Origin of the sequence: Comamonas nitrativorans, assembly GCF_042654765.1 — a bacterium.
Classification (GTDB): domain Bacteria; phylum Pseudomonadota; class Gammaproteobacteria; order Burkholderiales; family Burkholderiaceae_C; genus Comamonas; species Comamonas nitrativorans.
On record NZ_JBHSEW010000006.1, the window covers coordinates 22,314 to 46,295 of the forward strand.

Genomic DNA, 23,982 nt, shown 5'->3' on the forward strand with positions numbered 1-23,982 from the left:
CTTCTACCGCTGTCTGTTGAATGATTTCAGTGTTGTTTCATTCTGAAATCAAGCAATGAAAAGCGGTAGAAGCTATTTAAGTGATAGCTCTCTCTGACGGCCGCTTACTGGCCCCGCAGCAGCTTGGCCGCGTCGATGGCGAAGTAGGTCAGGATGCCGTCGGCCCCGGCACGCTTGAAGGCCAGCAGGCTTTCCAGCATGACCGCATCGTGGTCGAGCCAACCGTTGGCCGCAGCGGCCTTGAGCATGGCGTATTCGCCGCTGACCTGGTAGGCGAAGGTGGGCACCTTGAACTCGTCCTTGACGCGGCGCAGCACGTCCAGGTAGGGCATCCCGGGCTTGACCATCACCATGTCCGCGCCCTCGGCAATGTCCAGCGCCACTTCGCGCAGGGCTTCGTCGGTGTTGGCCGGGTCCATCTGGTAGACGTTCTTGTCGGCCTTGCCCAGGGCGCCGCGCGTGCCCACGGCGTCGCGGAAGGGGCCGTAGAAGCTGCTGGCGTACTTGGCGCTGTAGGCCATGATGCGCGTGTGGATGTGGCCGTGCGCCTCCAGCGCGTCGCGGATGGCGGCAATGCGCCCGTCCATCATGTCGCTGGGGGCCACCATGTCCACGCCGGCGGCGGCGTGGGCCAGCGCCTGGGCCACCAGCATTTCCACCGTGTCGTCGTTGATGATGTAGCCGGTGTCGTCCAGGATGCCGTCCTGGCCGTGGCTGGTGTAGGGGTCCAGCGCCACGTCGGTCATGATGCCCAGTTCGGGGCACTCTTTTTTCAGCGCCCGCACCACGCGGGGAATCAGGCCGTCGGGGTTGGCGGCTTCCTTGCCGTCGGGGGTTTTCAGGGCCGGGTCGATGGCCGGGAACAGCGCCAGGTAGGGAATGCCCAGCTGCACGCATTCGCGGGCCACGTCCAGCAGCAGGTCCAGCGACAGCCGCTCCACGCCGGGCATGGACAGCACGGCCTCGCGGCGGTTTTCGCCTTCGTGGACGAACACCGGGTAGATGAAGTCGTGGCTGCTCAGGCGGTGTTCGCGCACCAGGTTGCGGGTAAAGGCATCGCGGCGCAGGCGGCGCGGGCGGTTGGCGGGGAAGGGGGTGGGGTTGGATAAGTGCATGGACGCCGATTGTGCCGCGCCTGGGTGCCTTGGGGATAGTCCCATCCCGGCGCCCCTGCCCGGGCTGTTAGATTGGCCCGCGAGAGCAGTTTGGCTGCACTCCCTGCTTGACCTCCCTGAGCAGGCCCCGGTTCACCGGGGATTTCTGCGCCCGGCCTTGGCCGGGCTTTTTTTCGGCCCGGGGCAGGGCAGCGGCGGGGGGCACGTACACTGCTGGCCCTATGTTATGGGTCAAAGCTTTTCATATCGTTTTCGTGGCCAGCTGGTTTGCCGGCCTGTTCTATCTGCCGCGCATTTACGTGAATCTGGCCATGGTGCCGCCCGGCTCCGTCGCCGAACGTGAGCGCTTGCTGCTGATGGCACGCAAGCTGCTGCGCTTCACCACCTTGTTGGCGGTGCCTGCCGTGGGGCTGGGCCTGTGGCTGTGGTTCGGCTGGTTCTGGGGCGCCAAGGGCTGGCTGCACGCCAAGCTGGTGCTGGTGCTGGCCACCATCGGCTACCACTGGATGTGCGCCCGCATGTTCACCCGGATGCAGGATGGGCAGACGCTGCGCAGCCACGTCTGGTACCGCTGGTTCAACGAGCTGCCGGTGCTGTTGCTCACGGTCGTCGTCATCCTGGTGGTGGTCAAGCCGTTCTGAGTGCGGGCCGGGCGTGCTGCACAAATCCTCCGCCTGGCCCCTGGCGCTGCTGTATGCGGCGCTGATCGTCTTTGCCAGCCTGTACCCGTTCGAGGGCTGGCGTGACCAGGAGCTGTCCTGGTGGGCCGTCCTGACCCAGCCCCTGCCGCCGCAGTATTGGACGGGATTCGACGTGGGCAGCAACATCGCCGGCTACCTGCCGCTGGGCTTTTTGCTGGGCCTGGGCGCCGTGCGCTCGGGCGCGGCGCGGTGGGCGGTGCTGCTGGCCCTGGGGCTGGGCAGCGTCCTGTCGCTGGGCATGGAAGTATTGCAGTTGTACCTGCCCCGGCGCGTGCCGTCCAACCTCGACTGGCTGCTCAACAGCCTGGGGGCACTGCTGGGCGGTGTGCTGGCCTGGCTGCTGCATTTGCTGGGCGGGGTGCAGCGCTGGGCGGTGTTTCGCCAGCGCTGGCTGGGCGATGCGGATGCGGGCGGCACGGCGCTGTTGCTGCTGTGGCCCTGGGCCTTGCTGTTTCCGGCGGCGGTGCCGCTGGGCCTGGGGCAGGTGCTACCGCACCTGGAGGTGGGGCTGGCCCAGTGGCTGGAAGGCTCAGCCTATGCGCACTGGCTGCCGCTGCGCCATGCGCCTGCGCAGGCGCTGACGCCGCTGGGCTATCTGTTCTGCGTGGCCGTGGGCGTGCTGGCGCCGTGCTTGCTCACGCACCTGCTGGTGCGCCAGCCGTGGCGGCGCATGGTGGCCGCGCTGGTCTGGACGGTCGTCGGGGTGGGGGTGACGGCCTTGTCTTGCGCCCTGGGCTACGGCCCGGCCAATGCCTGGGCGTGGCTCAGTCCCCCGGCGCTGCTGGGGCTGGCCGTGGGGCTGGGGCTGGCCTGGGTACTGGCGGTGCTGTCCTGGCGCTGGAGTGCGGTGGTGGCCCTGGTCGGGTTGGCGCTGCAACTGGGGGCACTCAACCAGGCGCCGCAAAGCGCTTACTTTGCCCAGACCCTGCAATTGTGGGAGCAGGGGCGCTTCGTGCAGTTCTACGGCCTGGGGCAGTGGCTGGGCTGGCTCTGGCCGTATGCCACGCTGGTGTATGCGGCGGCGCGGCTGACCCAGCGGCGGCCGACTCTCTAAAATCCGGGGGATGACTGACGCTGCATCCCCCACCCCCGCTGCCCCCGGCTACTACGAGCGGCATATTTTCTTCTGCCTGAACGAGCGCCCCAATGGCGAAGACTGCTGCGCCCTGCACGGCGCCAAGGCCGGTTTCGACCATTGCAAGCGGGCCGTGAAAGCGGCCGGTCTGGCCGGCCAGGGCCAGGTGCGGGTGAACAAGGCGGGGTGCCTGGACCGCTGCTCGGCCGCGCCGGTGTGCGTGGTCTACCCCGAGGGGGTGTGGTACTCCTTCATCGACGAGGCCGATATCGACGAAATCGTCGAATCCCATCTGAAGCATGGCCGCATCGTCGAGCGCCTGCTCATCCCGCCCACCATGGGGCGCTAGCCTTTCAGCTATCGATTAAGGTGCTGTTACCGCAGATTTTTCAACGATTTCAGTATCAAACAATGCTGAAATCCTTTATTTATCAGCGGTAAAAGCTATAAAAAGACAGATTTATCCCCCGCATCCCTCATGATTGCCCAAACAGAAAAACTCACCTTGGATGGCATGGTCGGCCCCCTGGAGGCGCTGCGCAACCGTCCCGCCCAGCAGCCGCCCCGGGGCGTGGCCGTGGTGGCGCATCCCCATCCGCTGTATGGCGGCTCCATGCACAACAAGGTCGTGCAGACGCTGACCCGCGCCTTCGTCCAGGCGGGCTGGGAGGTGGTGCGCTTCAACTTTCGCGGCGTCGGCGCCAGCGTCGGGGAACACGACGGGGGCCGGGGCGAATTGCAGGACCTGCTGGCCGTGGTGCAGCAGGTGGCGCCCGGCGGCAACCTGGCCCTGGCCGGTTTTTCCTTCGGGGCGTTTGTCACCACCCATGCCGTGCAGGCACTGTGGACGCCCGAGCGCTTGCAAAAAATTGTTTTGGTGGGAACTGCGGCCAGCCGTTTCGATCCAGCCACCTTGCCGCCTGAAAGCCACGACCGCACCCTGGTGCTGCATGGCGAGCAGGACGACACCGTGCCGCTGGCCAGCGTCATGGACTGGGCGCGGCCCCAAGTCCTGCCGGTGACGGTCGTGCCGGGGGGGGAGCATTTCTTTCACGGACAATTGCCGCTGCTCAAATCCCTGGTGCTGCGCCATTTGTTGAGCGCCCCGGTGTAAACCGCCCTTTTTTCAACCATGGCCTGCACGTAAGGGATGCTCTGCACGAATCATCGCGCCGTGGGCCTCTGCGGCCTCGGGCGGTCTGCGGCGTTGCAAATCCTCGCAATAGCACCGCTATTGCTGTGGTTTGCGCCTTGCAGCCCATCCCGATCCGCAGTGCCCGCTTGGCAGCGCGATTCGTGCAGAGTATCCCAAGCAGGCCTTGTTTTTTTCCAGTGAGTTCCATGACTACGTTGAAAACCCGTCTTCGCCTTCTGGCCTGTACCGCTGCCTTCGCCCCCCTGTGCGCGATGGCGCAGGTGAGTACCCTGCAACCCCCGGAAATCGCCGCCCGCAACTACATGCTGGTGGACGTGACGGCCAACCAGGTTCTGGCCTCCAAGGACGTCGATGCGCAGATCGAACCCGCATCGCTGACCAAGCTGATGACCGGCTACCTCGTCTTCGATGCCCTGCGTTCCAAGAAAATTACCCTGGACCAGCGCCTGCCGGTCAGCGAACTGGCGTGGAAAATGCCCGGCTCGCGCATGTTCATCGACCCCAAGATGCAGGTGCCCGTCGATGACCTGATCAAGGGCATGATCGTGCAGTCCGGCAACGACGCCACCATGGCCCTGGCCGAAGGGGTCGGCGGCACGGTGGAAAACTTCGTGCGCCTCATGAACGAACAGGCCAAGGCCCTGGGCATGACCGGCACCACCTATCGCAACCCCGAAGGGCTGACCGAGCCGGGGCACCTGACCACGGCGCGGGACCTGTCCATTCTGTCGATGCGCCTGATGCGGGACTTTCCGCAGTACATGCACTACTACAAGATCAAGGACTACCGCTACGAGGGCACGCCAGCGGCGAACAGCAAGAACCGCAACACCCTGCTGTTTCGCGACCCGACCGTCGATGGCCTGAAAACCGGACACACCAATGCCGCAGGCTATTGCCTGGTGGCCACCGCGCAGCGTGACATGCCCAACGTAGGGGGGCGGCGCCTGCTCTCCATCGTCCTGGGCACGACCAGTGAAAACGCCCGGGCCAACGAAAGCCAGAAACTGCTCAACTGGGGCTACACCGCCTACGACGCCGTGAAGCTGTTTGAAGCCGGCCAGGCGATGGAAGAAGCGCCGCTGTGGAAAGGCACGCAAAGCACCCTGAAGCTGGGGCGCGAAGCCACTACCGTCGTCACCGTGCCTGCGGGCAGCAGCGGCAAGCTCGTCACCCGCATCGAGCGGCAGGATCCGCTGATCGCCCCGGTCGCCAAGGGCCAGCAGGTCGGCACGCTGCACGTCATGCTGGGCGAGGAAACCCTGGCCCAGCTGCCCGTGTTTGCCCTGGAAGACGTCACCGAAGGCGGCTTCTTCAGCCGCGCCTGGGATGCGCTGCGGCTGTGGATCCGCTGATCCAGCACCGCAAGGGTTTGAAATCCCGGGGGACTTGCCGACAGCCCGCCGAACTGCTACAGTTGCGGGCTTTTCGGAATTTTCCGAAGGGATTCACGTTTTCGCTTTTTTAAAGCAATTCACGTTTAGGGACGTTAATACATGCCAACCATTAACCAACTCGTGCGTCAGGGCCGCACGGTCGAAGTTGTTAAATCCAAAAGCCCTGCTATGGAAAACTGCCCCCAGCGCCGTGGCGTGTGCACCCGTGTGTACACCACGACGCCCAAGAAGCCTAACTCCGCTTTGCGTAAGGTTGCCAAGGTGCGCCTGACCAACGGTTTCGAGGTCATCTCCTACATCGGCGGTGAAGGCCACAACCTGCAAGAACACAGCGTGGTGCTGGTGCGCGGCGGTCGTGTGAAGGACTTGCCCGGTGTGCGTTACCACATCGTGCGCGGCTCGCTGGATCTGCAAGGCGTGAAAGACCGCAAGCAAGCCCGCTCCAAATACGGTGCCAAGAAGCCCAAGGCTAAATAAGCATTGCTGTTTGAATTTTCGGTGCTGTTGCCCCGCGTGGCGCGGAGCGCAGCGTAGTGACCACTAACGCACATAGTGTGCGCGGGTCGAGTAAGTGGGAGTCCTTGTTTGGCTCTCGCGGTACCTGAAATGGTGCCAACTGAAGCAAAGATAGAGGTAAAAAATGCCACGTCGTCGCGAAGTCCCCAAACGTGAAATCCTGCCGGATCCCAAGTTCGGCAATGTCGAGCTGTCCAAATTCATGAACGTGATCATGGAAGGCGGCAAGAAAGCAGTTGCCGAGCGCATCATTTATGGCGCTCTGGAACTGATCGAGAAAAAACAGCCTGAGAAAAACGCTCTGGAAGTGTTCATCACCGCAGTGAACAACGTCAAACCCATGGTCGAGGTGAAATCCCGCCGCGTGGGTGGTGCCAACTACCAGGTGCCCGTTGAAGTGCGTCCCGTGCGTCGCTTGGCTTTGTCCATGCGCTGGCTGAAGGAAGCTGCCCGCAAGCGCAGCGAAAAATCCATGGCCCAACGCTTGGCCAACGAGCTGATGGAAGCCACCGAAGGCCGTGGCGGCGCCATGAAAAAGCGTGACGAAGTGCACCGCATGGCCGAAGCCAACAAGGCCTTCAGCCACTTCCGCTTCTAAAGCCTTGGCCCCTGGGGCCTTTGGAGGTCGCCCGCAAGTCCTTGCTGGCGACCTTGTTGAGGTTCTAGGGTTACCCTTTGCAGCTGCTGCTGCGTAAGCACCGTGAGCAGCAGCCACATCCATTGATCATCAAGGATCCATCATGGCTCGCAAAACCCCTATCAGCCGTTACCGCAATATCGGTATCTCGGCCCACATCGACGCTGGCAAAACCACCACGTCGGAACGTATCCTGTTTTATACCGGCGTGACCCATAAACTGGGCGAAGTGCACGACGGCGCTGCCACCACCGACTGGATGGAGCAGGAGCAAGAGCGCGGCATCACCATCACTTCCTCGGCCGTGACCTGCTTCTGGAAGGGCATGGACATGTCCCGCCCCGAACACCGCATCAACATCATCGACACCCCGGGCCACGTGGATTTCACCATCGAGGTGGAGCGTTCCATGCGCGTGCTGGACGGTGCTGTGATGGTGTACTGCGCCGTGGGTGGCGTGCAGCCCCAGTCCGAAACCGTGTGGCGCCAAGCCAACAAGCACAAAGTGCCGCGTCTGGCCTTCGTGAACAAGATGGACCGTACCGGCGCCAACTTCTTCAAAGTGGTTGAGCAGATGAAGGTGCGCCTGAACGCCAATCCTGTGCCCATCGTGGTGCCGATCGGTGCGGAAGACACCTTCCAGGGCGTGGTCGATCTGCTGAAGATGAAGGCCATCATCTGGGACGATGCTTCTCAAGGCATGAAGTTCGAATACGGCGACATCCCCGCCGACCTCGTGGAAACGTGCAACAAGTGGCGCGAGAACATGATCGAGGCCGCCGCCGAAGCCAGTGAAGAGCTGATGGACAAATACCTGGAAGAGGGTGAGCTGTCCGAGGAAGAAATCATCTCCGGTCTGCGCCAGCGCACCATCGCCACCGAAATTCAGCCCATGCTGTGCGGTTCGGCCTTCAAGAACAAGGGTGTGCAGCGCATGCTGGACGCCGTGCTGGATCTGCTGCCTGCGCCCACCGACATTCCTGACGTGGCCGGTACCGATCCTGACGATGAAGAGAAGAAGCTGACCCGCAAGGCCGACGACGCAGAGAAGTTCTCTTCGCTGGCCTTCAAGCTGATGACCGACCCCTTCGTTGGTCAGCTGACCTTTGTGCGTGTTTACTCGGGCGTACTCTCCAAGGGCGAGACCGTGCTGAACGCCACCAAAGGCAAGAAAGAGCGCATCGGCCGTATCGTGCAGATGCACGCCAACGAGCGTCAGGAAGTGGACGAAATCCGCGCTGGCGACATCGCTGCCTGCGTGGGCCTGAAAGACGTGACCACGGGTGAAACCCTGTGCGACGTGTCCGCCCCGATCGTGCTGGAAAAAATGGTGTTCCCCGAGCCGGTGATTGCCCAGGCCGTCGAACCCAAGACCAAGGCCGACCAGGAAAAGATGGGCATTGCCCTGTCGCGCTTGGCTGCAGAAGACCCGTCTTTCCGCGTGCGTACCGATGAAGAATCGGGCCAGACCATCATCGCCGGTATGGGCGAGTTGCACCTGGACATCATCATCGACCGCATGAAGCGTGAGTTCAACGTGGAAGCCAACGTGGGCAAGCCCCAGGTGGCCTACCGCGAAACCGTCCGCAGCACCGTCAAGGACGTGGACGGCAAGTTCGTGCGCCAGTCCGGCGGCAAGGGGCAGTACGGTCACGTGGTGTTCCGTCTGGAACCGAACGAGCCGGGCAAGGGCTTCGAGTTCCTGGACGAGATCAAGGGCGGTGTCGTGCCCCGCGAATACATCCCCGCCGTGCAGAAGGGCGTGGAAGAGGCACTGACCAGCGGCGTGCTGGCGGGTTACCCGGTGGTGGACGTCAAGGTTGCACTGACTTTCGGTTCGTACCACGACGTGGACTCGTCCGAGCAGGCGTTCAAGATGGCCGCCATCTTCGGTTTCAAGGAAGCTGCCCGCAAGGCCAACCCCGTCATCCTGGAGCCCATGATGGCCGTGGAAGTGGAAACGCCGGAAGACTACGCCGGTACGGTGATGGGTGACCTGTCCAGCCGTCGCGGCATGGTGCAGGGCATGGACGATATGGCCGGTGGCGGCAAGGCCATCAAGGCCGAAGTGCCCCTGTCCGAAATGTTCGGCTACGCCACCCAGCTGCGTTCCATGACCCAGGGCCGTGCGACCTACACGATGGAATTCAAGCACTACTCGGAAGCCCCGCGTAACGTAGCCGAAGCCATTGTTTCGGCGCGTGCCAAATAAAAGTCGAATTGGCTGCTAGCCCTTGCGTAGCAGGCGCTGGCAGCTATTAAAAAAGCAAATTTTTTTGCAATCTGCGATCCGGTGCCATCCTGTTGTCCTGTGCAGGGTGATCAAGCAATCGGGTGCAGACGTTAAACCCCACACAGGCAAGCTCTTTTGGAGAATTTGCAATGGCAAAGGAAAAATTTGAACGGTCGAAACCCCACGTCAACGTGGGCACGATCGGCCACGTGGACCACGGCAAGACCACGCTGACGGCTGCTCTGGCAACGGTGCTGTCCAAGAAATTCGGCGGCGAAGCGAAAGACTACTCGCAAATCGACAATGCCCCCGAAGAAAAAGCCCGTGGCATCACCATCAACACCTCGCACGTCGAGTACGAAACCGAAGGCCGCCACTACGCCCACGTGGACTGCCCCGGCCACGCCGACTATGTGAAGAACATGATTACCGGTGCTGCCCAGATGGACGGCGCCATCCTGGTGTGCTCGGCCGCTGACGGCCCCATGCCCCAGACCCGCGAGCACATCCTGCTGGCCCGTCAGGTGGGTGTGCCCTACATCATCGTGTTCCTGAACAAGTGCGACATGGTGGACGACGAAGAGCTGCTGGAACTGGTGGAAATGGAAGTCCGCGAACTGCTGGACAAATACGAATTCCCCGGTGACGACACCCCCATCATCCGTGGTTCGGCCAAGCTGGCCCTGGAAGGTGACCAGTCCGACAAGGGCGAGCCCGCCATCCTGAAACTGGCCGAAGCCCTGGATACCTACATCCCCACGCCCGAGCGTGCTGTGGACGGTGCTTTCGCCATGCCCGTGGAAGACGTGTTCTCCATCTCTGGCCGTGGCACCGTGGTGACCGGTCGTGTCGAGCGCGGCATCATCAAGGTCGGCGAAGAAATCGAAATCGTCGGTATCAAGGACACCCAGAAGACCACCGTCACCGGCGTGGAAATGTTCCGCAAGCTGCTGGATCAAGGCCAGGCTGGCGACAACGTCGGTCTGCTGCTGCGCGGCACCAAGCGTGAAGACGTGGAACGCGGCCAAGTGCTGTGCAAACCCGGCTCCATCAAGCCCCACACCGAATTCACCGCCGAGGTGTACGTGCTGTCCAAGGACGAAGGTGGTCGTCACACTCCGTTCTTCAACAACTACCGTCCCCAGTTCTACTTCCGTACCACGGACGTGACCGGCTCGATCGAACTGCCTGCTGACAAGGAAATGGTCATGCCTGGCGACAACGTGTCGATCACCGTGAAGCTGATCGCACCGATCGCTATGGAAGAAGGTCTGCGCTTTGCTATCCGCGAGGGTGGCCGCACTGTGGGCGCTGGCGTGGTTGCCAAGGTTATTGCTTGATTCTTAGCACAACTAGGAATTAACAATGTCCAAACAAAAAATCCGTATCCGCCTGAAAGCCTTCGACTACAAGCTGATTGACCAATCCGCTGCCGAGATCGTGGAAACCGCCAAGCGCACAGGCGCCATCGTCAAAGGCCCCGTGCCGCTGCCGACGCGCATGAAGCGTTTTGACATTCTGCGTTCGCCGCACGTGAACAAGACCAGCCGCGATCAGCTCGAAATCCGCACCCACCAGCGTCTGATGGACATCGTGGATCCGACCGATAAGACGGTGGATGCCCTGATGAAGCTCGACCTGCCGGCTGGCGTGGACGTCGAAATCAAACTGCAATAAGACGGAAGGCCTGCCGTCGTGGCGGGCCATTCGTTGAGTTTTTAACGCGAACTTGCTCGCTTGGGCAGTTCGCGTTAAAATTTTGTGCTTCGCGTTTTTGCGCGGAGTTTCATCAACCTTCTTTCGTGCGCTGGCATCTTTTTACTGAGCGCAACGCTGGGCCAATTGCAGTTGCAGCGGCGAAAGTATTGGAGTAAATAAATGAGTCTGAGCAACTCCCTAGGGTTGCTGGGCCGCAAGGTGGGCATGATGCGTCTGTTCACCGATGACGGGGAAGCGATTCCCGTCACGGTGGTGGATGTGTCGAACAACCGCGTGACCCAGGTCAAAACCCAAGAGAACGATGGCTATGTGGCCCTGCAGGTCACATTTGGTGCACGCAAAACTTCGCGTGTTACCAAGCCTGAAGCCGGTCACCTTGCCAAGGCAGGGGTTGAAGCCGGTGAAGTTACCCGTGAATTCCAGGTGACGGAAGAAACCGCAGCCAAGTACGCCGCTGGCGCTGCTTTGCCTGTGGCCGAACTGTTTGCCGTGGGCCAGAAAGTGGACGTGCAAGGCACCTCCATCGGTAAGGGCTTTGCGGGCACGATCAAGCGCCACAATTTTGGTGCCCAGCGCAATTCGCACGGTAACAGCCGTTCGCACCGCGTGCCTGGTTCGATCGGTATGGCGCAAGACCCCGGTCGTGTGTTCCCCGGTAAGCGTATGACCGGCCACATGGGCGATGTCACCGTGACCACCCAGAATCTGGACGTGGTGCGTATCGATGAAGCCCGTCAGCTGCTGCTGATCAAGGGTGCCATCCCTGGTGCCAAAGGTGGTTTCGTCTCCGTGCGTCCTGCCATCAAGGCTAAAGCTAGCAAAGGAGCGAACTAATGCAGCTCGAACTCCTGAATGAACAGGGTCAAACCGCCGCGCAAATCGATGCGCCTGAGACTGTTTTCGGTCGTGCTTATAACGAAGACCTGATTCACCAGTTGGTGACGGCTTACCGTGCCAACGGTCGTCAGGGTACCCGTGCCCAGAAAGACCGCCAACAGGTCAAGCACTCGACCAAGAAGCCCTTCAAGCAAAAAGGTACGGGTAATGCCCGCGCCGGTATGACTTCTTCCCCGCTGTGGCGTGGGGGCGGACGTATCTTCCCGAATCTGCCGGAAGAAAACTTCACGCAGAAAATCAACAAAAAGATGTACCGCGCTGGCATGGCTGCCATTTTCTCGCAGCTCGCCCGTGAAGGTCGTCTGGTGGTGGTCGAGTCGCTGAAAGTGGATTCGCCCAAGACCAAGGTGCTGGCCGACAAATTCAAGGCCATGAACCTGCAATCGGTGATGGTGATCGCTGAAGAAGTGGACGAGAACCTGTACCTGGCCTCGCGCAACCTGAAGAATGTCTTCGTGGTTGAGCCGCGCTATGCAGATCCCGTGTCGCTGATCCAATTCAAGAAAGTGCTCGTCACCAAGGGCGCAATCGACAAACTCCAGGAGATGTTCGCATGAATACCCCCAAGTTTGACGAAGGTCGTCTGATGCAGGTGCTGGTCGCTCCCATCGTGTCCGAAAAGGCCACCATGGTTGCCGAGAAATCCAACGCCGTGACTTTCAAAGTGCTGCAAGGCGCCACCAAACACGAGATCAAGGCCGCTGTCGAGCTGCTGTTCAAGGTCGAAGTGAAGGGTGTGTCTGTAGTGAACACCAAAGGCAAGACCAAGCGTTTTGGCAAGACCGTGGGCCGCCGCGACAACGTGCGCAAGGCTTATGTGCTGCTGAAAGAAGGTCAAGAGCTGAACCTGTCCGGGGAGGCTGCGTAAACCATGGCTGTGATTCAAATCAAACCGACTTCGCCTGGCCGTCGTGGCATGGTGAAGGTCACGCGTGACCACCTGCACAAGGGTGACGCTTACGCCCCGCTGCTGGAGCCGCAATTCCAGAAGGCCGGTCGTAACAACAACGGTCACATCACCATCCGTCACAAGGGCGGTGGCCACAAGCACCACTACCGCGTGGTGGACTTCAAGCGCAACAAGGATGGCATCCCCGCCAAGGTGGAGCGCATCGAGTACGACCCGAACCGCACGGCCCACATCGCTCTGGTGTGCTATGCCGACGGCGAGCGTCGCTACATCATTGCTCCGCGCAACCTGGAAGTGGGCGCCACCATCGTCAGCGGCTCGGAAGCGCCGATCCGCGTGGGTAATACCCTGCCGATCCGCAACATTCCCGTCGGCTCGACCATCCACTGCATCGAACTGAAGATCGGTGCTGGCGCTCAGCTGGCCCGCTCGGCTGGTGCTTCGGCAACGCTGCTGGCCCGCGAAGGCGTGTACGCCCAAGTGCGTATGCGTTCGGGTGAAGTGCGCAAGATCCACATCGAATGCCGTGCCACCATTGGCGAAGTTGCCAATGAAGAACACAGCCTGCGTCAGCTGGGTAAAGCCGGTGTCAAGCGCTGGATGGGTATTCGCCCGACCGTTCGCGGTATGGTGATGAACCCGGTCGATCACCCGATGGGTGGTGGTGAAGGCCGCAGCAAGGGTGGCAAGCATCCTATGGACCCATGGGGCAACCTGACCAAGGGCTACCGCACTCGCAACAACAAGCGCACACAGAACATGATCGTGTCGCGTCGCAAGAAGTAAGGGGTAGCCAATGACTCGCTCTATTAAAAAGGGTCCGTTTGTTGACCATCATCTGATGGCCAAAGTGGAAAAGGCTGTTGCCGGCAAGGACAAACGTCCCGTCAAGACCTGGTCGCGCCGCTCCATGGTGCTGCCTGACTTTATCGGCCTGACGATTGCCGTGCACAACGGCAAGCAGCACGTGCCGGTCTATATCACCGACCAGATGGTGGGTCACAAGTTGGGTGAATTCGCCCTGACGCGTACCTTCAAAGGTCACCCTGCCGACAAGAAGGCCAAGAAATAAGGAATGAACATGTCTGAAACACGTGCTGTTCTCCGTGGCGTGCGCTTGTCGGTAGACAAGGGCCGTCTGGTAGCCGATCTGATCCGCGGCAAGCAAGTGGATCAAGCACTGAACATCCTGACGTTCACGCAGAAAAAAGCTGCTGGCATCGTCAAGAAAGTGCTGGAATCTGCCATTGCCAACGCCGAGCACAACGATGGCGCCGACATCGACGAACTGAAGGTCAAGACCATCTACGTCGAACAAGGCACCACGCTCAAGCGTTTCACTGCCCGCGCCAAAGGCCGTGGCAACCGTATCAGCAAGCCCACCTGCCACATCTACGTGACAGTGGGTAACTAAAGGGCCAGAAAGACTATGGGACAGAAAATCCATCCTACCGGCTTTCGCCTTGCTGTAAGCCGTAACTGGGCCAGCCGTTGGTACGCCAGCAACCGTGACTTCGCCGGCATGCTGGCCGAAGACATCAAGGTGCGCGAGTACCTGAAGGCCAAGCTCAAGAACGCCGCCGTTTCGCGCGTGCTGATCGAACGTCCGGCCAAGAACGCCCGCATTACCATTTTCTCGGCCCGTCCGGGTGTGGTGATCGGTAAAAAAGGCGAGGATATCGAGAACCTGAAGAAGGAACTCGCCACCCGTCTGGGCGTGCCTGTCGCCGTGAACATCGAAGAAGTGCGCAAGCCCGAAATCGATGCCAAGCTGATCGCCGATTCGATCTGCCAGCAGCTGGAAAAGCGCATTCAGTTCCGCCGCGCCATGAAGCGTGCCATGCAGAACGCCATGCGTCTGGGTGCCCAGGGCATCAAGATCATGTCGTCGGGCCGTCTGAACGGTATCGAGATCGCCCGTACCGAGTGGTACCGCGAAGGCCGTGTGCCGCTGCACACCCTGCGTGCCGACATCGACTACGGTTTCTCGGAAGCCCAGACCACCTACGGCGCCATCGGTGTCAAGGTGTGGGTCTACAAGGGTGACACCCTGGGCCGTGGCGATCTGCCTGCAGTGGAAACACCGCGCGAAGACGAACGCCGCCCCCGCCGCGATGGCCGTCGTGACGGTCGTCGTGATGGCGAGCGCCGTGGTGGTGGCCGCCGTCCTGCCGGTACCAACGCTGCCCCCGCTGATGGCAGCGACAAGCCTGCCGTGGCAGTCGATTCCGTTAAGCGCGTGAACGCGCCCGCTACAGCAGCGGACGGTCAAGGAGAATAAACATGCTGCAACCTGCACGCCGTAAGTTCCGCAAGGAACATAAAGGCCGCAACACCGGTATTGCCACCCGTGGCAATGAGGTGTCGTTTGGTGACTTCGGTCTGAAGTCCACCGATCGCGGCCGTCTGACTGCTCGTCAGATCGAAGCTGCCCGTCGCGCGATTTCGCGTCACGTCAAGCGTGGTGGCCGGATCTGGATCCGCGTATTCCCGGACAAGCCTATCTCTACCAAGCCCGCCGAAGTGCGTATGGGTAACGGTAAAGGCAACCCCGAGTACTACGTGGCCGAGATCCAGCCTGGTAAGGTCATCTATGAAATCATGGGTGTGCCTGAAGAGCTGGCCCGCGAAGCGTTCCGCCTGGCTGCCGCCAAGCTGCCGCTGCGTACCACTTTCGTGACCCGTCACATTGGCGCTTAAGGAGAATCAACATGACTAATAAAGCTGCTGAACTCCGCGAAAAAGATGTGGACGCTCTGAAAGAGGAAGTGAAGTCCTTGCAAAAGGCACACTTTGGCCTGCGTATGCAAAAGGCTACGCAACAGCTGGGCAACACTGCCACGCTGAAGGCCACACGCCGCGATATCGCCCGTGCGAAAACCATTCTTGCCCAAAAGCAAGCCACCAAGTAAGGAGCCGACATGACGGAAGCTAAACCATCCCTCAAGCGCACCTTGGTTGGCAAGGTAGTAAGCGACAAGCGCACCAAGACCGTGACGGTTCTGGTGGAACGCCGTGTGATGCACCCCATCTACGGCAAGATCATGATCAAGTCCAGCAAGTACCATGCTCACGATGAGAACAATGAGTACAAGCTGGGTGACACCATCGAGATCACCGAAAGCCGTCCGCTGTCCAAAACCAAGAACTGGGTGGCTACCCGCTTGGTGCAGAAAGCAGCTCTGGTGTAAGCACGCTTCGCCAAAGCAGACCAAGACCTTAAGGTCTTAAAAAGCGACCCACAATGTGGGTCGCTTTTTTATTTTGAAAGGATGACACCATGATTCAAGTAGGCGAGGCGCTGCCGGCATGCACTTTGATGGAATACGTTGAAGTCGAGGGCAATGGCTGCAGCATCGGCCCCAATCCGGTGGTTTTGCCCGATGCCCTGCGGGGAAAAACCATTGCCCTGTTTGCCGTGCCGGGGGCATTCACGCCGACCTGCTCGGAAAAACACCTGCCGGGGTATGTGCAACACGCCCAGGCGCTGCAAGACGCCGGGGTGGACGAGATCTGGTGTGTGGCCGTGAACGATGCCTTCGTGATGGGGGCTTGGGGCCGGGCCGAGCAGGTGGCGGGCAAGGTGCGCATGCTGGCTGACGGCGATGCCGTATTCGCCAAGGCGACTGGACTGACCCTGGACCTGACGGGCAAGGGTCTGGGCCTGCGTGCTGCGCGTTATTCCATGCTGGTGCGTGATGGCAAGGTGGAGCGTCTGAATTTGGAAAACGGCGCGGCCCTGACCGTGAGCGATGCTGAAACCCTGCTGGGCCAGTTGCAATAATTCAAGCTGTCTAAAAAGAGAGCTGCAACCGCTTGCCAAATAAGCGCTTGCAGCCTTTTTTACTTAAAAAATATCGGTTTTCAGATAATGTGCCCCTATCACGGGGTTGTGATAGTAGGGCGGAATTTCCTCGAAGCCCAGTTCGGCGTACAAGGCGCGGGCGGCCTCCATGTCGTCCAGGGTGTCGAGCAGGACGCTGGCATAGCCCGCCTGGCGGGCGGTATCCAGCGTGGCCTCTGCCAGATGACGGCCCAGGCCAAAACCGCGAAAGGCTTTGCGCACGTACAGGCGCTTCATTTCGGCGGCGTTGGGATAGTCGGACGTATCCAACGGGCGCAGGGCGCAGCAACCGGCCGGGCTGCCATCGACCCAGGCCAGCAGCAAAGCGCCGCGTGGCGGGGCATAGTCGCCCGGCAGGGTCGCCACCTCTTCGTCAAAGCCCTGAAAGCCCAGGTCGATGTCCAGGTCGACGGCGTACTCTTGGAAAAGCTCGCCAGCAATAGCCATGTCCTGGGCATCCGTGGCCTGGCGTAGCGCGATGGGGGAATGTTCCTCGGTCAAAACGGGGCAATAGGGAGGGTCAGCGATAGAGCAAAGTGTAATGGCTTGCCCCTTTGCGGGGCAATGGCCCTGGCGCTCATGCTTCGGCGAGGAGCTTTTCAATCAGCCGGTGCAACTCCGGGAAGTCGGGAGTGCCAACATAGGTTTTGACGATTTCACCGCGTTTGTTCACCAGATAGGTGGTGGGGGTGATTTTGATGTCGCCCCAGGCCTTGGCGGCCGCCCCGGTGTTGTCCAGCGCGACCTTGAAGGGGAGCTGGCGCGATTGTGCGTAGTTCAGCACGTACTGGGGCGGGTCGTAGCTCATCGCCACGGCCAGGGTGTCGTAGCCCTGATCCTTGTACTTGTTGTAGGTGGCCACGATGTCGGGCATCTCTGCCACGCAGGTGGTGCAGCTGGTGGCCCAGAAATTGACCAGCGTGACCTTGCCGCGCAAGCCCTGGGTGCTGGTGGTACTGCCGTCCAGCAAAACGAATTCGGAGGCGGGGGCAGCCTGGGTGGCCGAACCCCAATACACATAGGCGCCCAAGCCGGAGACGGCGGCAAAGGCAAGGCTGGCAATCAGATGGGTGGTCTTCATAAGGGAACGGATTTTGCCTGGATTGCAATCCTGAGGTGGTGTGTGAGGAGGTGGTGTGGAGTCGCCCTGCTCGGGAAAGTTCGGGCCCGGACTGTGCCGCCAGGGCTATTGCGGAGTGTCCAGGTTGCCGATAATGCAGGCATGCGTACATACTTTGCTTTTTTCCGAGGGATCGCCAGTGCGGCGCTTTTGCTGACATTGCTGGGGTGCGGACAAGACAAGTCCCAACTGCCGTGGCGCCAGGTGGAATTGGCCGAGGCCAAGCTGCTGGTGAATTTCCCTTGCGAGCCGCAAGTTGGACGTACCCGGGTGGACTTTGGCATGGGCGATGGCCCGGTCGAGGTCAGCATGATGGGCTGCGATGCGGTCGATTCGACCTATGCCGTATCGGACTGGGTGCTGGCGGATGCCAGCCGGGCCGATGATGCCCTGGCGTTTTGGCAGGCAGCGGTATTGAGCAAGCTGAAGGCTGTTGATGGCAAAAGCAGCAAGAGCGGAGCGCCATTCGTGCCGCCGGGGGCCATGCCGTTGTCGCGCTCGATCCAGGCGACGGTGGAAGGGGAGGGGCCGTCCGGCTGGACGATCACCACGCATGGCGTGTGGTTTGCCCGGCAGGAGGGCGAGCAGGCCCGCATCATCCATGCCGTGATTTACGCGCCCAAGCCCCACCACGAGATCGCCCAGCAGTTTTTCCAGGGGTTGGTGCTGGAATAATCGAGGCTCTTTGCTGCGAGAGTTGCCCATGACAGATTCTTCCGAGCCGGCCCACGTGGTCGTGGTTGCCCACGCGCCGTTGGCCAGTGCCCTGCTGGCCTGTGCGGCCCACGTTTTTCCCGATGCACCCGGATTTGTCCATGCGCTGGACATTCCTGCTGACGAGCCCCCGGAGGCCAGCGTGGCCCGGGCGCAGGCGCTGCAGGCCACGGTGGAAATGCAGCGCTGCCTGGTGCTGACCGATGTCTGGGGGGCCACGCCGGGCAACGTGGCCTTGCGCTGGGCGCAGGGCCAGGGCTGGCCGGTGCTGGCCGGTGTCAATCTGCCGATGCTGCTGCGCTCTATCGCCTACCGCCATGAAACCGGGGGGCAATGGGTGCAGCGGGCCGTGGACGGTGCCCGCAACGGCATTGTCACGTCCCTGGAAGCCTCGTCCGCACCGTGACCCGATAACGATTACCAAGACAGATCCATGCTGAGTACAGAAATTACCATTACCAATAAATTGGGTCTGCACGCCCGTGCGTCGGCCAAGCTGACCAAGCTGGCGGGCAGTTTTGACTGCAACGTCTGGATGAGCAAGGGCGAGCGGCGCGTCAATGCCAAGAGCATCATGGGGGTGATGATGCTGGCTGCCGGTCTGGGCTCGCAGGTCGTACTGGAAACCGACGGCCCGCAGGAAGAGGCGGCCATGCAGGCCCTGGTGGCCTTGATCGAAGACAAGTTTGGCGAAGGCCAATAAGGCCGACGGCAGCACCAGCAAGAGGAGCGGGTATGAGCTTTTCCCTCCACGGTCTGGCGGTGGCACGTGGCATCGCCATTGGGCAGGCCGTTGTCGTGACCAACAGCCGGGCAGAAGTCAGCCATTACTTCATTGAGCCGCACCAGGTCGAAGCCGAACTGGCCCGGGCCCGGGCTGCCCGGGATGCCGTGGTGGCCGAGCTGCAGCATCTGGCCCAGGAGCTGCCCGGCGATGCGCCGGCCGAGCTGGGCGCCTTGCTGGACGTGCATCTCATGCTGCTGCAGGATGAATTGCTGCTCGGCGGCATCCGGCAATGGATTGTCGAGCGCCTGTACAACGCCGAATGGGCCTTGGTCACGCAATTGGAGCAGGTGGCGCGGCAGTTCGACGAAATGGAGGACGACTACCTGCGCGAGCGCAAAGCCGACCTGGAGCAGGTCGTTGATCGTGTGCTGCGCCATATGCACGGCCAGGGGCTGACAGCGCCCGGCCCGGCGGGAGCCGCCGCAGGGCAGCAGAGCCTGCCCGGACAAACCGGCCCGGCCCCGCTGATTCTGGTGGCGCAAGACCTGTCGCCGGCGGACATGCTCCAGTTCAAGCGCAGCGTCTTTGCCGGTTTCGTCACGGCGGTGGGGGGCAAAACCAGCCACACCGCCATCGTCGCCCGCAGCATGGACATTCCGGCCGTCGTCGGCGCCCGGGCAGCGCACCAGCTCATTCGGCAGGACGATTGGCTGATCGTCGATGGCGATGCCGGCGTGGTGCTGGCCGATCCTTCGGCGGCCATGCTGGATGAGTACCGCTTCCGCCAGCGGCAGATTGCCCTGGAGCGCGGGCGCCTGGCACGGTTGCGCCACGCCCCGGCGATTACCCGCGATGGTGTGCCGATCGAACTGCTGGCCAACATCGAGCAGCCCGGCGATGCGGCCCTGGCGCTGGAGGCCGGGGCTGCGGGCGTCGGGCTGTTCCGCAGCGAATTTCTCTTCATGGGACGCGCCGGCCAACTGCCGGGCGAAGAGGAGCAGTACCAGGCCTACCGGCAGGCCGTGGACGGCATGCAGGGGCGCCCCCTGACCATCCGCACCATCGACATCGGCGCCGACAAACCGCTGGAAAAGCATGGCCGCGACGTTTTCCTGAACCCGGCCCTGGGCCTGCGGGCCATCCGCTGGAGCCTGGCCGAGCCGGCGATGTTCCGCACCCAGTTGCGGGCCGTGCTGCGGGCGGCGGCGCACGGCCCGGTGCGGCTGATGTTCCCCATGCTGGCGCACCGCCAGGAAGTGACGCAAACCCTGGCCCAGGTTGCCCAGGCCCGTCAGGAGCTGCAGGAGCGCGGCGTGCCGTATGGGCCGGTGCAGTTGGGCGCCATGATCGAAATCCCTGCAGCGGCCATCATGGTGGATTACTTTTTGCGCCATTTTGACTTCCTGTCCATCGGCACCAATGACCTGATCCAGTACGCCCTGGCCATTGACCGGGCCGACGAGGCGGTCGCCCACCTCTACGACCCCTTGCATCCGGCGGTGTTGCAACTGGTGGCCCAGGTCATTGCAGCCGGGCAGGCCGCGGGCAAGTCGGTGTGCGTGTGCGGGGAAATGGCCGGGGACCCGGACATGATCGGGCTGCTGCTGGGGCTGGGGCTGCGCAGCTTTTCCATGCACCCGGCGCAGCTCCTGACGGTCAAGCAGGAAGTCCTGCGGGCCGATACCCGCAAGCTGGCGCCCTGGGCCGAACAGGTCGTCAGTGCGGATGATCCGGCGGCAGTGATGGCACAAATTCCCTAAAAAGTGAGCTTCTTCCGCTTTATTGGCAAGGATTTCAGGATGAAAAGTATCTGAATCTCTGATAAATAAACCGGAAGCAGCTACTAATTCAATAAACCTTCCAGCGCCTGGGCCAGGCGTGGCGCCACGTCGGCCCAGGTGGCGTCGATGCCGCAATGGCGCATATCCACCGTGGCCAAGTCCAGGTAGCCGCAGGGATGGATGCGGGAAAACGGCGCCAGGTCCATCGCCACGTTCAACGCCAGCCCGTGGTAGCTGCAATGGCGGCTGACCTTGATGCCCAGCGCGGCAATCTTGCCCAGGCCGGTAAAGTCCGGCTGCGGTGCAGCGCTGCCCGGTACCCGCCGCTGGGGGCGCTGGGGCAGCAGGGCGTGGCTGAACGGGTCGTCCAGGCGCACGTAAATCCCGGGCGCTCCGGCCACGCGGTGCCCGGTAATGCCGAAATGTCCGAGGGTGCGGATGACCGCCTCTTCCAGCCGATGCACGTATTCCTTGATGAAGTAGCCCCGGCGCTGAAAGTCCAGCAGCGGATAGGCCACCACCTGGCCCGGGCCGTGGTAGGTCACCTGCCCGCCCCGGTTCGTCGCCACCACGGGAATCGTCCCCGGTTGCAGCACATGTTCGGCCTTGCCGGCCAGCCCCTGGGTAAAGGTGGGCGGATGCTCGCACAGCCACAGGGTGTCCGGGGTCTGCGGGGTGCGGGTGGCGGTGAAGTCCTGCATCGCTGCAACCGTGCAGGCGTAATCCACCGGCCCGAGAAAGCGCACGTCCAGGGGTTGGGCGCCGTGGGCCGTCACAGCACCACCTTCACGTCAGGGTGTCCGGTCAGGGCGCGGTACAGGTCGTCCAGCTGCTCGCGGCTGGTGGCGGTGACGGTAATGGTCACGCCCAGGTATTTGCCATTGCTGCTGGGACGCAGCTCAACGGTCTGGGCATCGAAAAACGGGTCGAACTGCCGGGCAATCTGCGCAATCGTGTGGACGAAATGTTCCGTCTGCAGGCCCATCACCTTGATGGGGAACTGGCTGGGGTACTCGATCAACGAGTCCTTGCGAGGATCGGGGGGCGTAGCGGGGACGTCTGGGGGCATGGAGAATCTTGTCTATGGGGAATGCCCGATTGTCGCAGTGCAACAACACCGGCGCAGTGGCGGTGTCGGTTGGGCAGGGGGTGGGCTGACGTGGGTAAAAACACGTACAACTTGCCGACAGTACTTACTTATTGCCGGGGTTTCTACGTATAATCAGAGGCTTTTGAAAAAAGTTCCAAACGTGCTGAGGGTAATTCAACATCATGAACTACTGGATTCAGGATTCGGAACTTGAGGACGAAGAGCCGCAATTCAAGCCCCTGACTGCGCAGGAAGCGCAAGCATGGCGTCAGCGTTATCCCCAATTATCGGTGGGTCGTCTGATCGGTATCCAGTGCGTGGTGGCGCTGCTGGTTGCCCTGGGTGCTTGGCTGATTGCAGGTGCTGCTGCCGGGCGTTCCGCCGGTTACGGCGGTCTGGCGATTTTGCTGCCGACCCTCGTTTTTGCCCGGGCGCTGGCCCGCAAATCAGGGCAGGCCGGTGCAGCGATGGTGCGGCTCTTTGGCTGGGAATTGGTCAAGCTGGTGTTGTGCATTGCCATGTTGGCAGCCGCGCCGCGCCTTGTCAGCGATCTGAACTGGTTGGCCCTGCTGATCGGCCTGATCGCCGTAATGAAAACTTATTGGCTGGCCCTGTTGGCAGGGCGGGTCAATGCTCGTAAAACCAATTGATTATTTGAGGGAAGAGTTGTCCGATGGCTGCTGATGCACACGCCCCTACCGCAAGTGAATACATCGTTCACCACTTGCAACATCTGCAAAACATCAAGCAGAACAGCATCATTGACTTCTCGGTGGTCAATCTTGACTCCGTGGCGGTCAGTATCCTGACGGGTGCTTTTGCGCTGTTCCTGCTGTGGCTGGGTGCCCGTAAGGCCACCTCCGGCGTGCCGGGGCGCTTCCAGGCCGCCGTGGAAATCCTGGTCGAAATGGTGGACAACCAGGCCAAGGCCAACATCCACAACGCCCAATCACGCAAGTTCATCGCTCCCCTGGCGCTGACGGTGTTCGTCTGGATCTTCATGATGAACGCGATGGACCTGCTGCCCGTCGATCTGCTGCCCAAGCTGTGGCAGGTTGCCCAGGGTGATGACCATGCCTACCTGCGCGTCGTGCCCACGGCCGACCTGTCCACCACGTTGGGCCTGTCCACCGCCGTGCTGATCCTGTGCTTCATCTACAGCGTCAAGATCAAGGGCATGGGCGGCTGGGCGCACGAGCTGGTGACCGCGCCTTTCGGTACCTCCAAGAATCCTGTATTTGCCGTGATCCTGGGTGTCGTGAACCTGGCCATGCAAATCATTGAATACGTTGCCAAGACCGTCTCGCATGGCATGCGACTGTTCGGCAACATGTACGCTGGTGAGTTGGTGTTCTGCCTGATTGCCCTGATGGGTGGCGCGGCTGCCATGTCGCTCTCTGGCGTGTTGCTCCCCGTGGGGCACATCATTGCAGGCTCGATCTGGGCGATCTTCCACATTCTGATCATCACCCTGCAAGCCTTCATTTTCATGATGCTGACGCTGATTTACCTCGGCCAGGCGCATGAAGCTCACTAAACCTTCCCTTTCCCTTTAACTTTCCAACCTTTCTTTCATCTCTAGGAGTCATCATGGAAAACATTCTCGGTCTCGTTGCTCTGGCCTGTGGTCTGATCGTTGGTCTGGGCGCTATCGGCGCTTCGATCGGTATCGCTCTGATGGGCGGCAAGTTCCTGGAGTCTTCCGCTCGCCAGCCTGAGCTGATCAACGAACTGCAAACCAAGATGTTCATCTTGGCCGGTCTGATCGACGCCGCTTTCCTGATCGGCGTGGCCATCGCTCTGCTGTTCGCTTTCGCCAACCCCTTCGTCCTGGCCTAAGCTCCGATCAACGCCGAAGAATAGAAAGGTGTTGCCGTGAGTATTAACGCGACCCTGTTCGTTCAGGCCATTGTTTTCCTGATCTTGGTGTGGTTCACGATGTCTTTCGTGTGGCCCCCGATTGCGAAGGCACTGGATGAGCGAGCCCAGAAAATCGCCGATGGCCTCGCTGCTGCTGACAAAGCCAAAACCGAACTGCGTGCTGCCAACCAGCGCGTGGAGCAGGAATTGGGCCAGGCACGCAACGAAACAGCTTCGCGCCTTGCGGACGCCGATCGTCGCGCCCAGGCCATCATCGAAGAAGCCAAAGCGCGTGCGACAGACGAGGGCAACAAAATCGTTGCCGCTGCCCGCGCCGAAGCCGAGCAGCAAGCCATTGCCGCCCGTGAAGCCCTGCGCGAGCAAGTGGCTGCGCTGGCTGTCAAAGGTGCCGAGCAGATCCTGCGCAAGGAAGTCAATGCCGGTGCCCATGCTGAACTGCTGAACCGCCTCAAGACAGAGCTGTAAGGAA

Annotated in this window: 34 protein-coding genes; 29 read left to right on the forward strand and 5 right to left on the reverse strand. The window is 61.4% G+C overall.

All coding sequences use genetic code 11. The annotated features are described in order from the left end of the window. Nucleotides 1-104: 104 nt before the first annotated feature. Nucleotides 105-1,115, reverse strand: a complete 1,011-nt coding sequence (hemB, locus tag ACFO3A_RS07795) for a porphobilinogen synthase (protein ID WP_377725426.1) — start codon at nucleotides 1,113-1,115, stop codon at nucleotides 105-107. A gap of 221 nt (nucleotides 1,116-1,336) precedes the next feature. Between hemB and ACFO3A_RS07800 the strand changes: the two genes are divergently transcribed. The 21 genes from ACFO3A_RS07800 to ACFO3A_RS07900 all read left to right on the forward strand — a co-directional run bounded on the left by ACFO3A_RS07800 (nucleotide 1,337) and on the right by ACFO3A_RS07900 (nucleotide 16,140). Continuing rightward, complete coding sequence (locus tag ACFO3A_RS07800; RefSeq protein WP_377725427.1) at nucleotides 1,337-1,756, forward strand: CopD family protein; 420 nt, start codon at nucleotides 1,337-1,339, stop codon at nucleotides 1,754-1,756. Between the two features lie 16 nt (nucleotides 1,757-1,772). Continuing rightward, nucleotides 1,773-2,870, forward strand: a complete 1,098-nt coding sequence (locus tag ACFO3A_RS07805; protein WP_377725734.1) for a VanZ family protein — start codon at nucleotides 1,773-1,775, stop codon at nucleotides 2,868-2,870. Between the two features lie 10 nt (nucleotides 2,871-2,880). Then, nucleotides 2,881-3,240 (forward strand): (2Fe-2S) ferredoxin domain-containing protein, encoded by a 360-nt coding sequence (locus ACFO3A_RS07810; RefSeq protein WP_377725429.1) that lies wholly within the window; start codon nucleotides 2,881-2,883, stop codon nucleotides 3,238-3,240. 129 nt (nucleotides 3,241-3,369) lie between these two features. Next, nucleotides 3,370-4,005 carry an alpha/beta hydrolase gene (locus ACFO3A_RS07815; RefSeq protein ID WP_377725431.1) on the forward strand — a complete coding sequence of 212 codons (636 nt, stop codon included), beginning with the start codon at nucleotides 3,370-3,372 and terminating at the stop codon, nucleotides 4,003-4,005. A gap of 227 nt (nucleotides 4,006-4,232) precedes the next feature. Next, complete coding sequence (locus ACFO3A_RS07820) at nucleotides 4,233-5,402, forward strand: D-alanyl-D-alanine carboxypeptidase family protein (protein ID WP_377725432.1); 1,170 nt, start codon at nucleotides 4,233-4,235, stop codon at nucleotides 5,400-5,402. Between the two features lie 141 nt (nucleotides 5,403-5,543). Next, nucleotides 5,544-5,921 (forward strand): 30S ribosomal protein S12, encoded by a 378-nt coding sequence (gene rpsL / locus ACFO3A_RS07825; RefSeq protein WP_003059441.1) that lies wholly within the window; start codon nucleotides 5,544-5,546, stop codon nucleotides 5,919-5,921. A 163-nt stretch (nucleotides 5,922-6,084) separates the two neighbouring features. Next, entirely contained in the window at nucleotides 6,085-6,558 is a 474-nt protein-coding gene (gene rpsG / locus ACFO3A_RS07830; protein WP_207574328.1) for a 30S ribosomal protein S7, read from the forward strand. A 142-nt stretch (nucleotides 6,559-6,700) separates the two neighbouring features. Next, complete coding sequence (gene fusA / locus ACFO3A_RS07835; RefSeq protein ID WP_377725435.1) at nucleotides 6,701-8,809, forward strand: elongation factor G; 2,109 nt, start codon at nucleotides 6,701-6,703, stop codon at nucleotides 8,807-8,809. A 170-nt stretch (nucleotides 8,810-8,979) separates the two neighbouring features. Beyond that, on the forward strand, nucleotides 8,980-10,170 hold the full coding sequence (gene tuf / locus ACFO3A_RS07840; RefSeq protein ID WP_377725436.1) for an elongation factor Tu: 1,191 nt from the start codon (nucleotides 8,980-8,982) through the stop codon (nucleotides 10,168-10,170). 25 nt (nucleotides 10,171-10,195) lie between these two features. Further along, the gene (gene rpsJ, locus ACFO3A_RS07845) at nucleotides 10,196-10,507 is read left to right on the forward strand and encodes a 30S ribosomal protein S10 (protein WP_317700498.1); all 312 of its coding nucleotides are present in this window, start codon (nucleotides 10,196-10,198) and stop codon (nucleotides 10,505-10,507) included. Nucleotides 10,508-10,708: 201 nt separating this feature from the next. Next, nucleotides 10,709-11,383, forward strand: coding sequence for a 50S ribosomal protein L3 (rplC, locus tag ACFO3A_RS07850; protein ID WP_377725439.1), 675 nt, complete (start codon nucleotides 10,709-10,711; stop codon nucleotides 11,381-11,383). Then, entirely contained in the window at nucleotides 11,383-12,003 is a 621-nt protein-coding gene (gene rplD, locus ACFO3A_RS07855; RefSeq protein WP_377725441.1) for a 50S ribosomal protein L4, read from the forward strand. Before rplC ends, rplD begins: the two co-directional genes overlap by 1 nt. Continuing rightward, a complete protein-coding gene (rplW, locus tag ACFO3A_RS07860) occupies nucleotides 12,000-12,314 on the forward strand; it encodes a 50S ribosomal protein L23 (RefSeq protein WP_377725443.1) in 315 nt (104 codons plus the stop codon). The genes rplD and rplW overlap by 4 nt, the downstream gene beginning before the upstream one ends. Before the next feature lie 3 nt (nucleotides 12,315-12,317). Next, entirely contained in the window at nucleotides 12,318-13,142 is an 825-nt protein-coding gene (gene rplB / locus ACFO3A_RS07865) for a 50S ribosomal protein L2 (RefSeq protein WP_377725445.1), read from the forward strand. Nucleotides 13,143-13,152: 10 nt separating this feature from the next. Then, nucleotides 13,153-13,428 (forward strand): 30S ribosomal protein S19, encoded by a 276-nt coding sequence (rpsS, locus tag ACFO3A_RS07870; protein ID WP_377725447.1) that lies wholly within the window; start codon nucleotides 13,153-13,155, stop codon nucleotides 13,426-13,428. Nucleotides 13,429-13,437: 9 nt separating this feature from the next. Further along, nucleotides 13,438-13,770, forward strand: a complete 333-nt coding sequence (rplV, locus tag ACFO3A_RS07875; protein ID WP_377725449.1) for a 50S ribosomal protein L22 — start codon at nucleotides 13,438-13,440, stop codon at nucleotides 13,768-13,770. Between the two features lie 15 nt (nucleotides 13,771-13,785). Beyond that, nucleotides 13,786-14,637, forward strand: a complete 852-nt coding sequence (rpsC, locus tag ACFO3A_RS07880; RefSeq protein WP_377725451.1) for a 30S ribosomal protein S3 — start codon at nucleotides 13,786-13,788, stop codon at nucleotides 14,635-14,637. 2 nt (nucleotides 14,638-14,639) lie between these two features. Further along, nucleotides 14,640-15,056, forward strand: a complete 417-nt coding sequence (gene rplP, locus ACFO3A_RS07885) for a 50S ribosomal protein L16 (protein ID WP_207574339.1) — start codon at nucleotides 14,640-14,642, stop codon at nucleotides 15,054-15,056. An 11-nt stretch (nucleotides 15,057-15,067) separates the two neighbouring features. Then, a complete protein-coding gene (rpmC, locus tag ACFO3A_RS07890) occupies nucleotides 15,068-15,268 on the forward strand; it encodes a 50S ribosomal protein L29 (protein ID WP_377725453.1) in 201 nt (66 codons plus the stop codon). Between the two features lie 9 nt (nucleotides 15,269-15,277). After that, nucleotides 15,278-15,547 carry a 30S ribosomal protein S17 gene (gene rpsQ, locus ACFO3A_RS07895; protein WP_207574341.1) on the forward strand — a complete coding sequence of 90 codons (270 nt, stop codon included), beginning with the start codon at nucleotides 15,278-15,280 and terminating at the stop codon, nucleotides 15,545-15,547. 89 nt (nucleotides 15,548-15,636) lie between these two features. Next, nucleotides 15,637-16,140, forward strand: coding sequence for a peroxiredoxin (locus ACFO3A_RS07900; RefSeq protein ID WP_377725456.1), 504 nt, complete (start codon nucleotides 15,637-15,639; stop codon nucleotides 16,138-16,140). A gap of 63 nt (nucleotides 16,141-16,203) precedes the next feature. On the opposite strand, the gene ACFO3A_RS07905 is transcribed toward ACFO3A_RS07900, so the two are convergent. Both ACFO3A_RS07905 and ACFO3A_RS07910 read right to left on the reverse strand, forming a co-directional pair. Further along, complete coding sequence (locus tag ACFO3A_RS07905; RefSeq protein ID WP_377725736.1) at nucleotides 16,204-16,647, reverse strand: GNAT family N-acetyltransferase; 444 nt, start codon at nucleotides 16,645-16,647, stop codon at nucleotides 16,204-16,206. A 130-nt stretch (nucleotides 16,648-16,777) separates the two neighbouring features. Beyond that, nucleotides 16,778-17,281, reverse strand: coding sequence for a TlpA disulfide reductase family protein (locus ACFO3A_RS07910; protein WP_377725458.1), 504 nt, complete (start codon nucleotides 17,279-17,281; stop codon nucleotides 16,778-16,780). A gap of 141 nt (nucleotides 17,282-17,422) precedes the next feature. Between ACFO3A_RS07910 and ACFO3A_RS07915 the strand changes: the two genes are divergently transcribed. From ACFO3A_RS07915 to ptsP, 4 genes are read left to right on the forward strand one after another with little or no spacing between them, the layout of a single operon-like run. Continuing rightward, entirely contained in the window at nucleotides 17,423-17,995 is a 573-nt protein-coding gene (locus ACFO3A_RS07915) for a hypothetical protein (RefSeq protein WP_377725460.1), read from the forward strand. 28 nt (nucleotides 17,996-18,023) lie between these two features. Further along, entirely contained in the window at nucleotides 18,024-18,440 is a 417-nt protein-coding gene (locus ACFO3A_RS07920) for a PTS sugar transporter subunit IIA (protein WP_377725462.1), read from the forward strand. A gap of 27 nt (nucleotides 18,441-18,467) precedes the next feature. After that, entirely contained in the window at nucleotides 18,468-18,737 is a 270-nt protein-coding gene (locus ACFO3A_RS07925) for an HPr family phosphocarrier protein (protein WP_377725464.1), read from the forward strand. 32 nt (nucleotides 18,738-18,769) lie between these two features. After that, entirely contained in the window at nucleotides 18,770-20,521 is a 1,752-nt protein-coding gene (gene ptsP, locus ACFO3A_RS07930) for a phosphoenolpyruvate--protein phosphotransferase (protein ID WP_377725466.1), read from the forward strand. Between the two features lie 83 nt (nucleotides 20,522-20,604). Here ptsP and lipB read toward each other — a convergent pair whose 3' ends face one another. Both lipB and ACFO3A_RS07940 read right to left on the reverse strand, forming a co-directional pair. Next, on the reverse strand, nucleotides 20,605-21,243 hold the full coding sequence (lipB, locus tag ACFO3A_RS07935; protein ID WP_377725737.1) for a lipoyl(octanoyl) transferase LipB: 639 nt from the start codon (nucleotides 21,241-21,243) through the stop codon (nucleotides 20,605-20,607). A 71-nt stretch (nucleotides 21,244-21,314) separates the two neighbouring features. Further along, the gene (locus ACFO3A_RS07940) at nucleotides 21,315-21,611 is read right to left on the reverse strand and encodes a YbeD family protein (protein ID WP_377725469.1); all 297 of its coding nucleotides are present in this window, start codon (nucleotides 21,609-21,611) and stop codon (nucleotides 21,315-21,317) included. Nucleotides 21,612-21,814: 203 nt separating this feature from the next. On the opposite strand from ACFO3A_RS07940, the gene ACFO3A_RS07945 reads away from it, so the two are divergent. The 4 genes from ACFO3A_RS07945 to ACFO3A_RS07960 are packed head-to-tail and all read left to right on the forward strand — an operon-like array spanning nucleotide 21,815 to nucleotide 23,978. Next, complete coding sequence (locus tag ACFO3A_RS07945) at nucleotides 21,815-22,282, forward strand: ATP synthase subunit I (protein ID WP_377725470.1); 468 nt, start codon at nucleotides 21,815-21,817, stop codon at nucleotides 22,280-22,282. Between the two features lie 23 nt (nucleotides 22,283-22,305). Beyond that, nucleotides 22,306-23,169: a F0F1 ATP synthase subunit A gene (gene atpB / locus ACFO3A_RS07950; RefSeq protein WP_377725472.1), complete on the forward strand. Its 864-nt coding sequence runs from the start codon at nucleotides 22,306-22,308 to the stop codon at nucleotides 23,167-23,169. A gap of 53 nt (nucleotides 23,170-23,222) precedes the next feature. Then, on the forward strand, nucleotides 23,223-23,471 hold the full coding sequence (atpE, locus tag ACFO3A_RS07955) for a F0F1 ATP synthase subunit C (RefSeq protein ID WP_011803767.1): 249 nt from the start codon (nucleotides 23,223-23,225) through the stop codon (nucleotides 23,469-23,471). A 36-nt stretch (nucleotides 23,472-23,507) separates the two neighbouring features. Then, a complete protein-coding gene (locus ACFO3A_RS07960; RefSeq protein WP_377725475.1) occupies nucleotides 23,508-23,978 on the forward strand; it encodes a F0F1 ATP synthase subunit B in 471 nt (156 codons plus the stop codon). Nucleotides 23,979-23,982 lie beyond the last annotated feature (4 nt).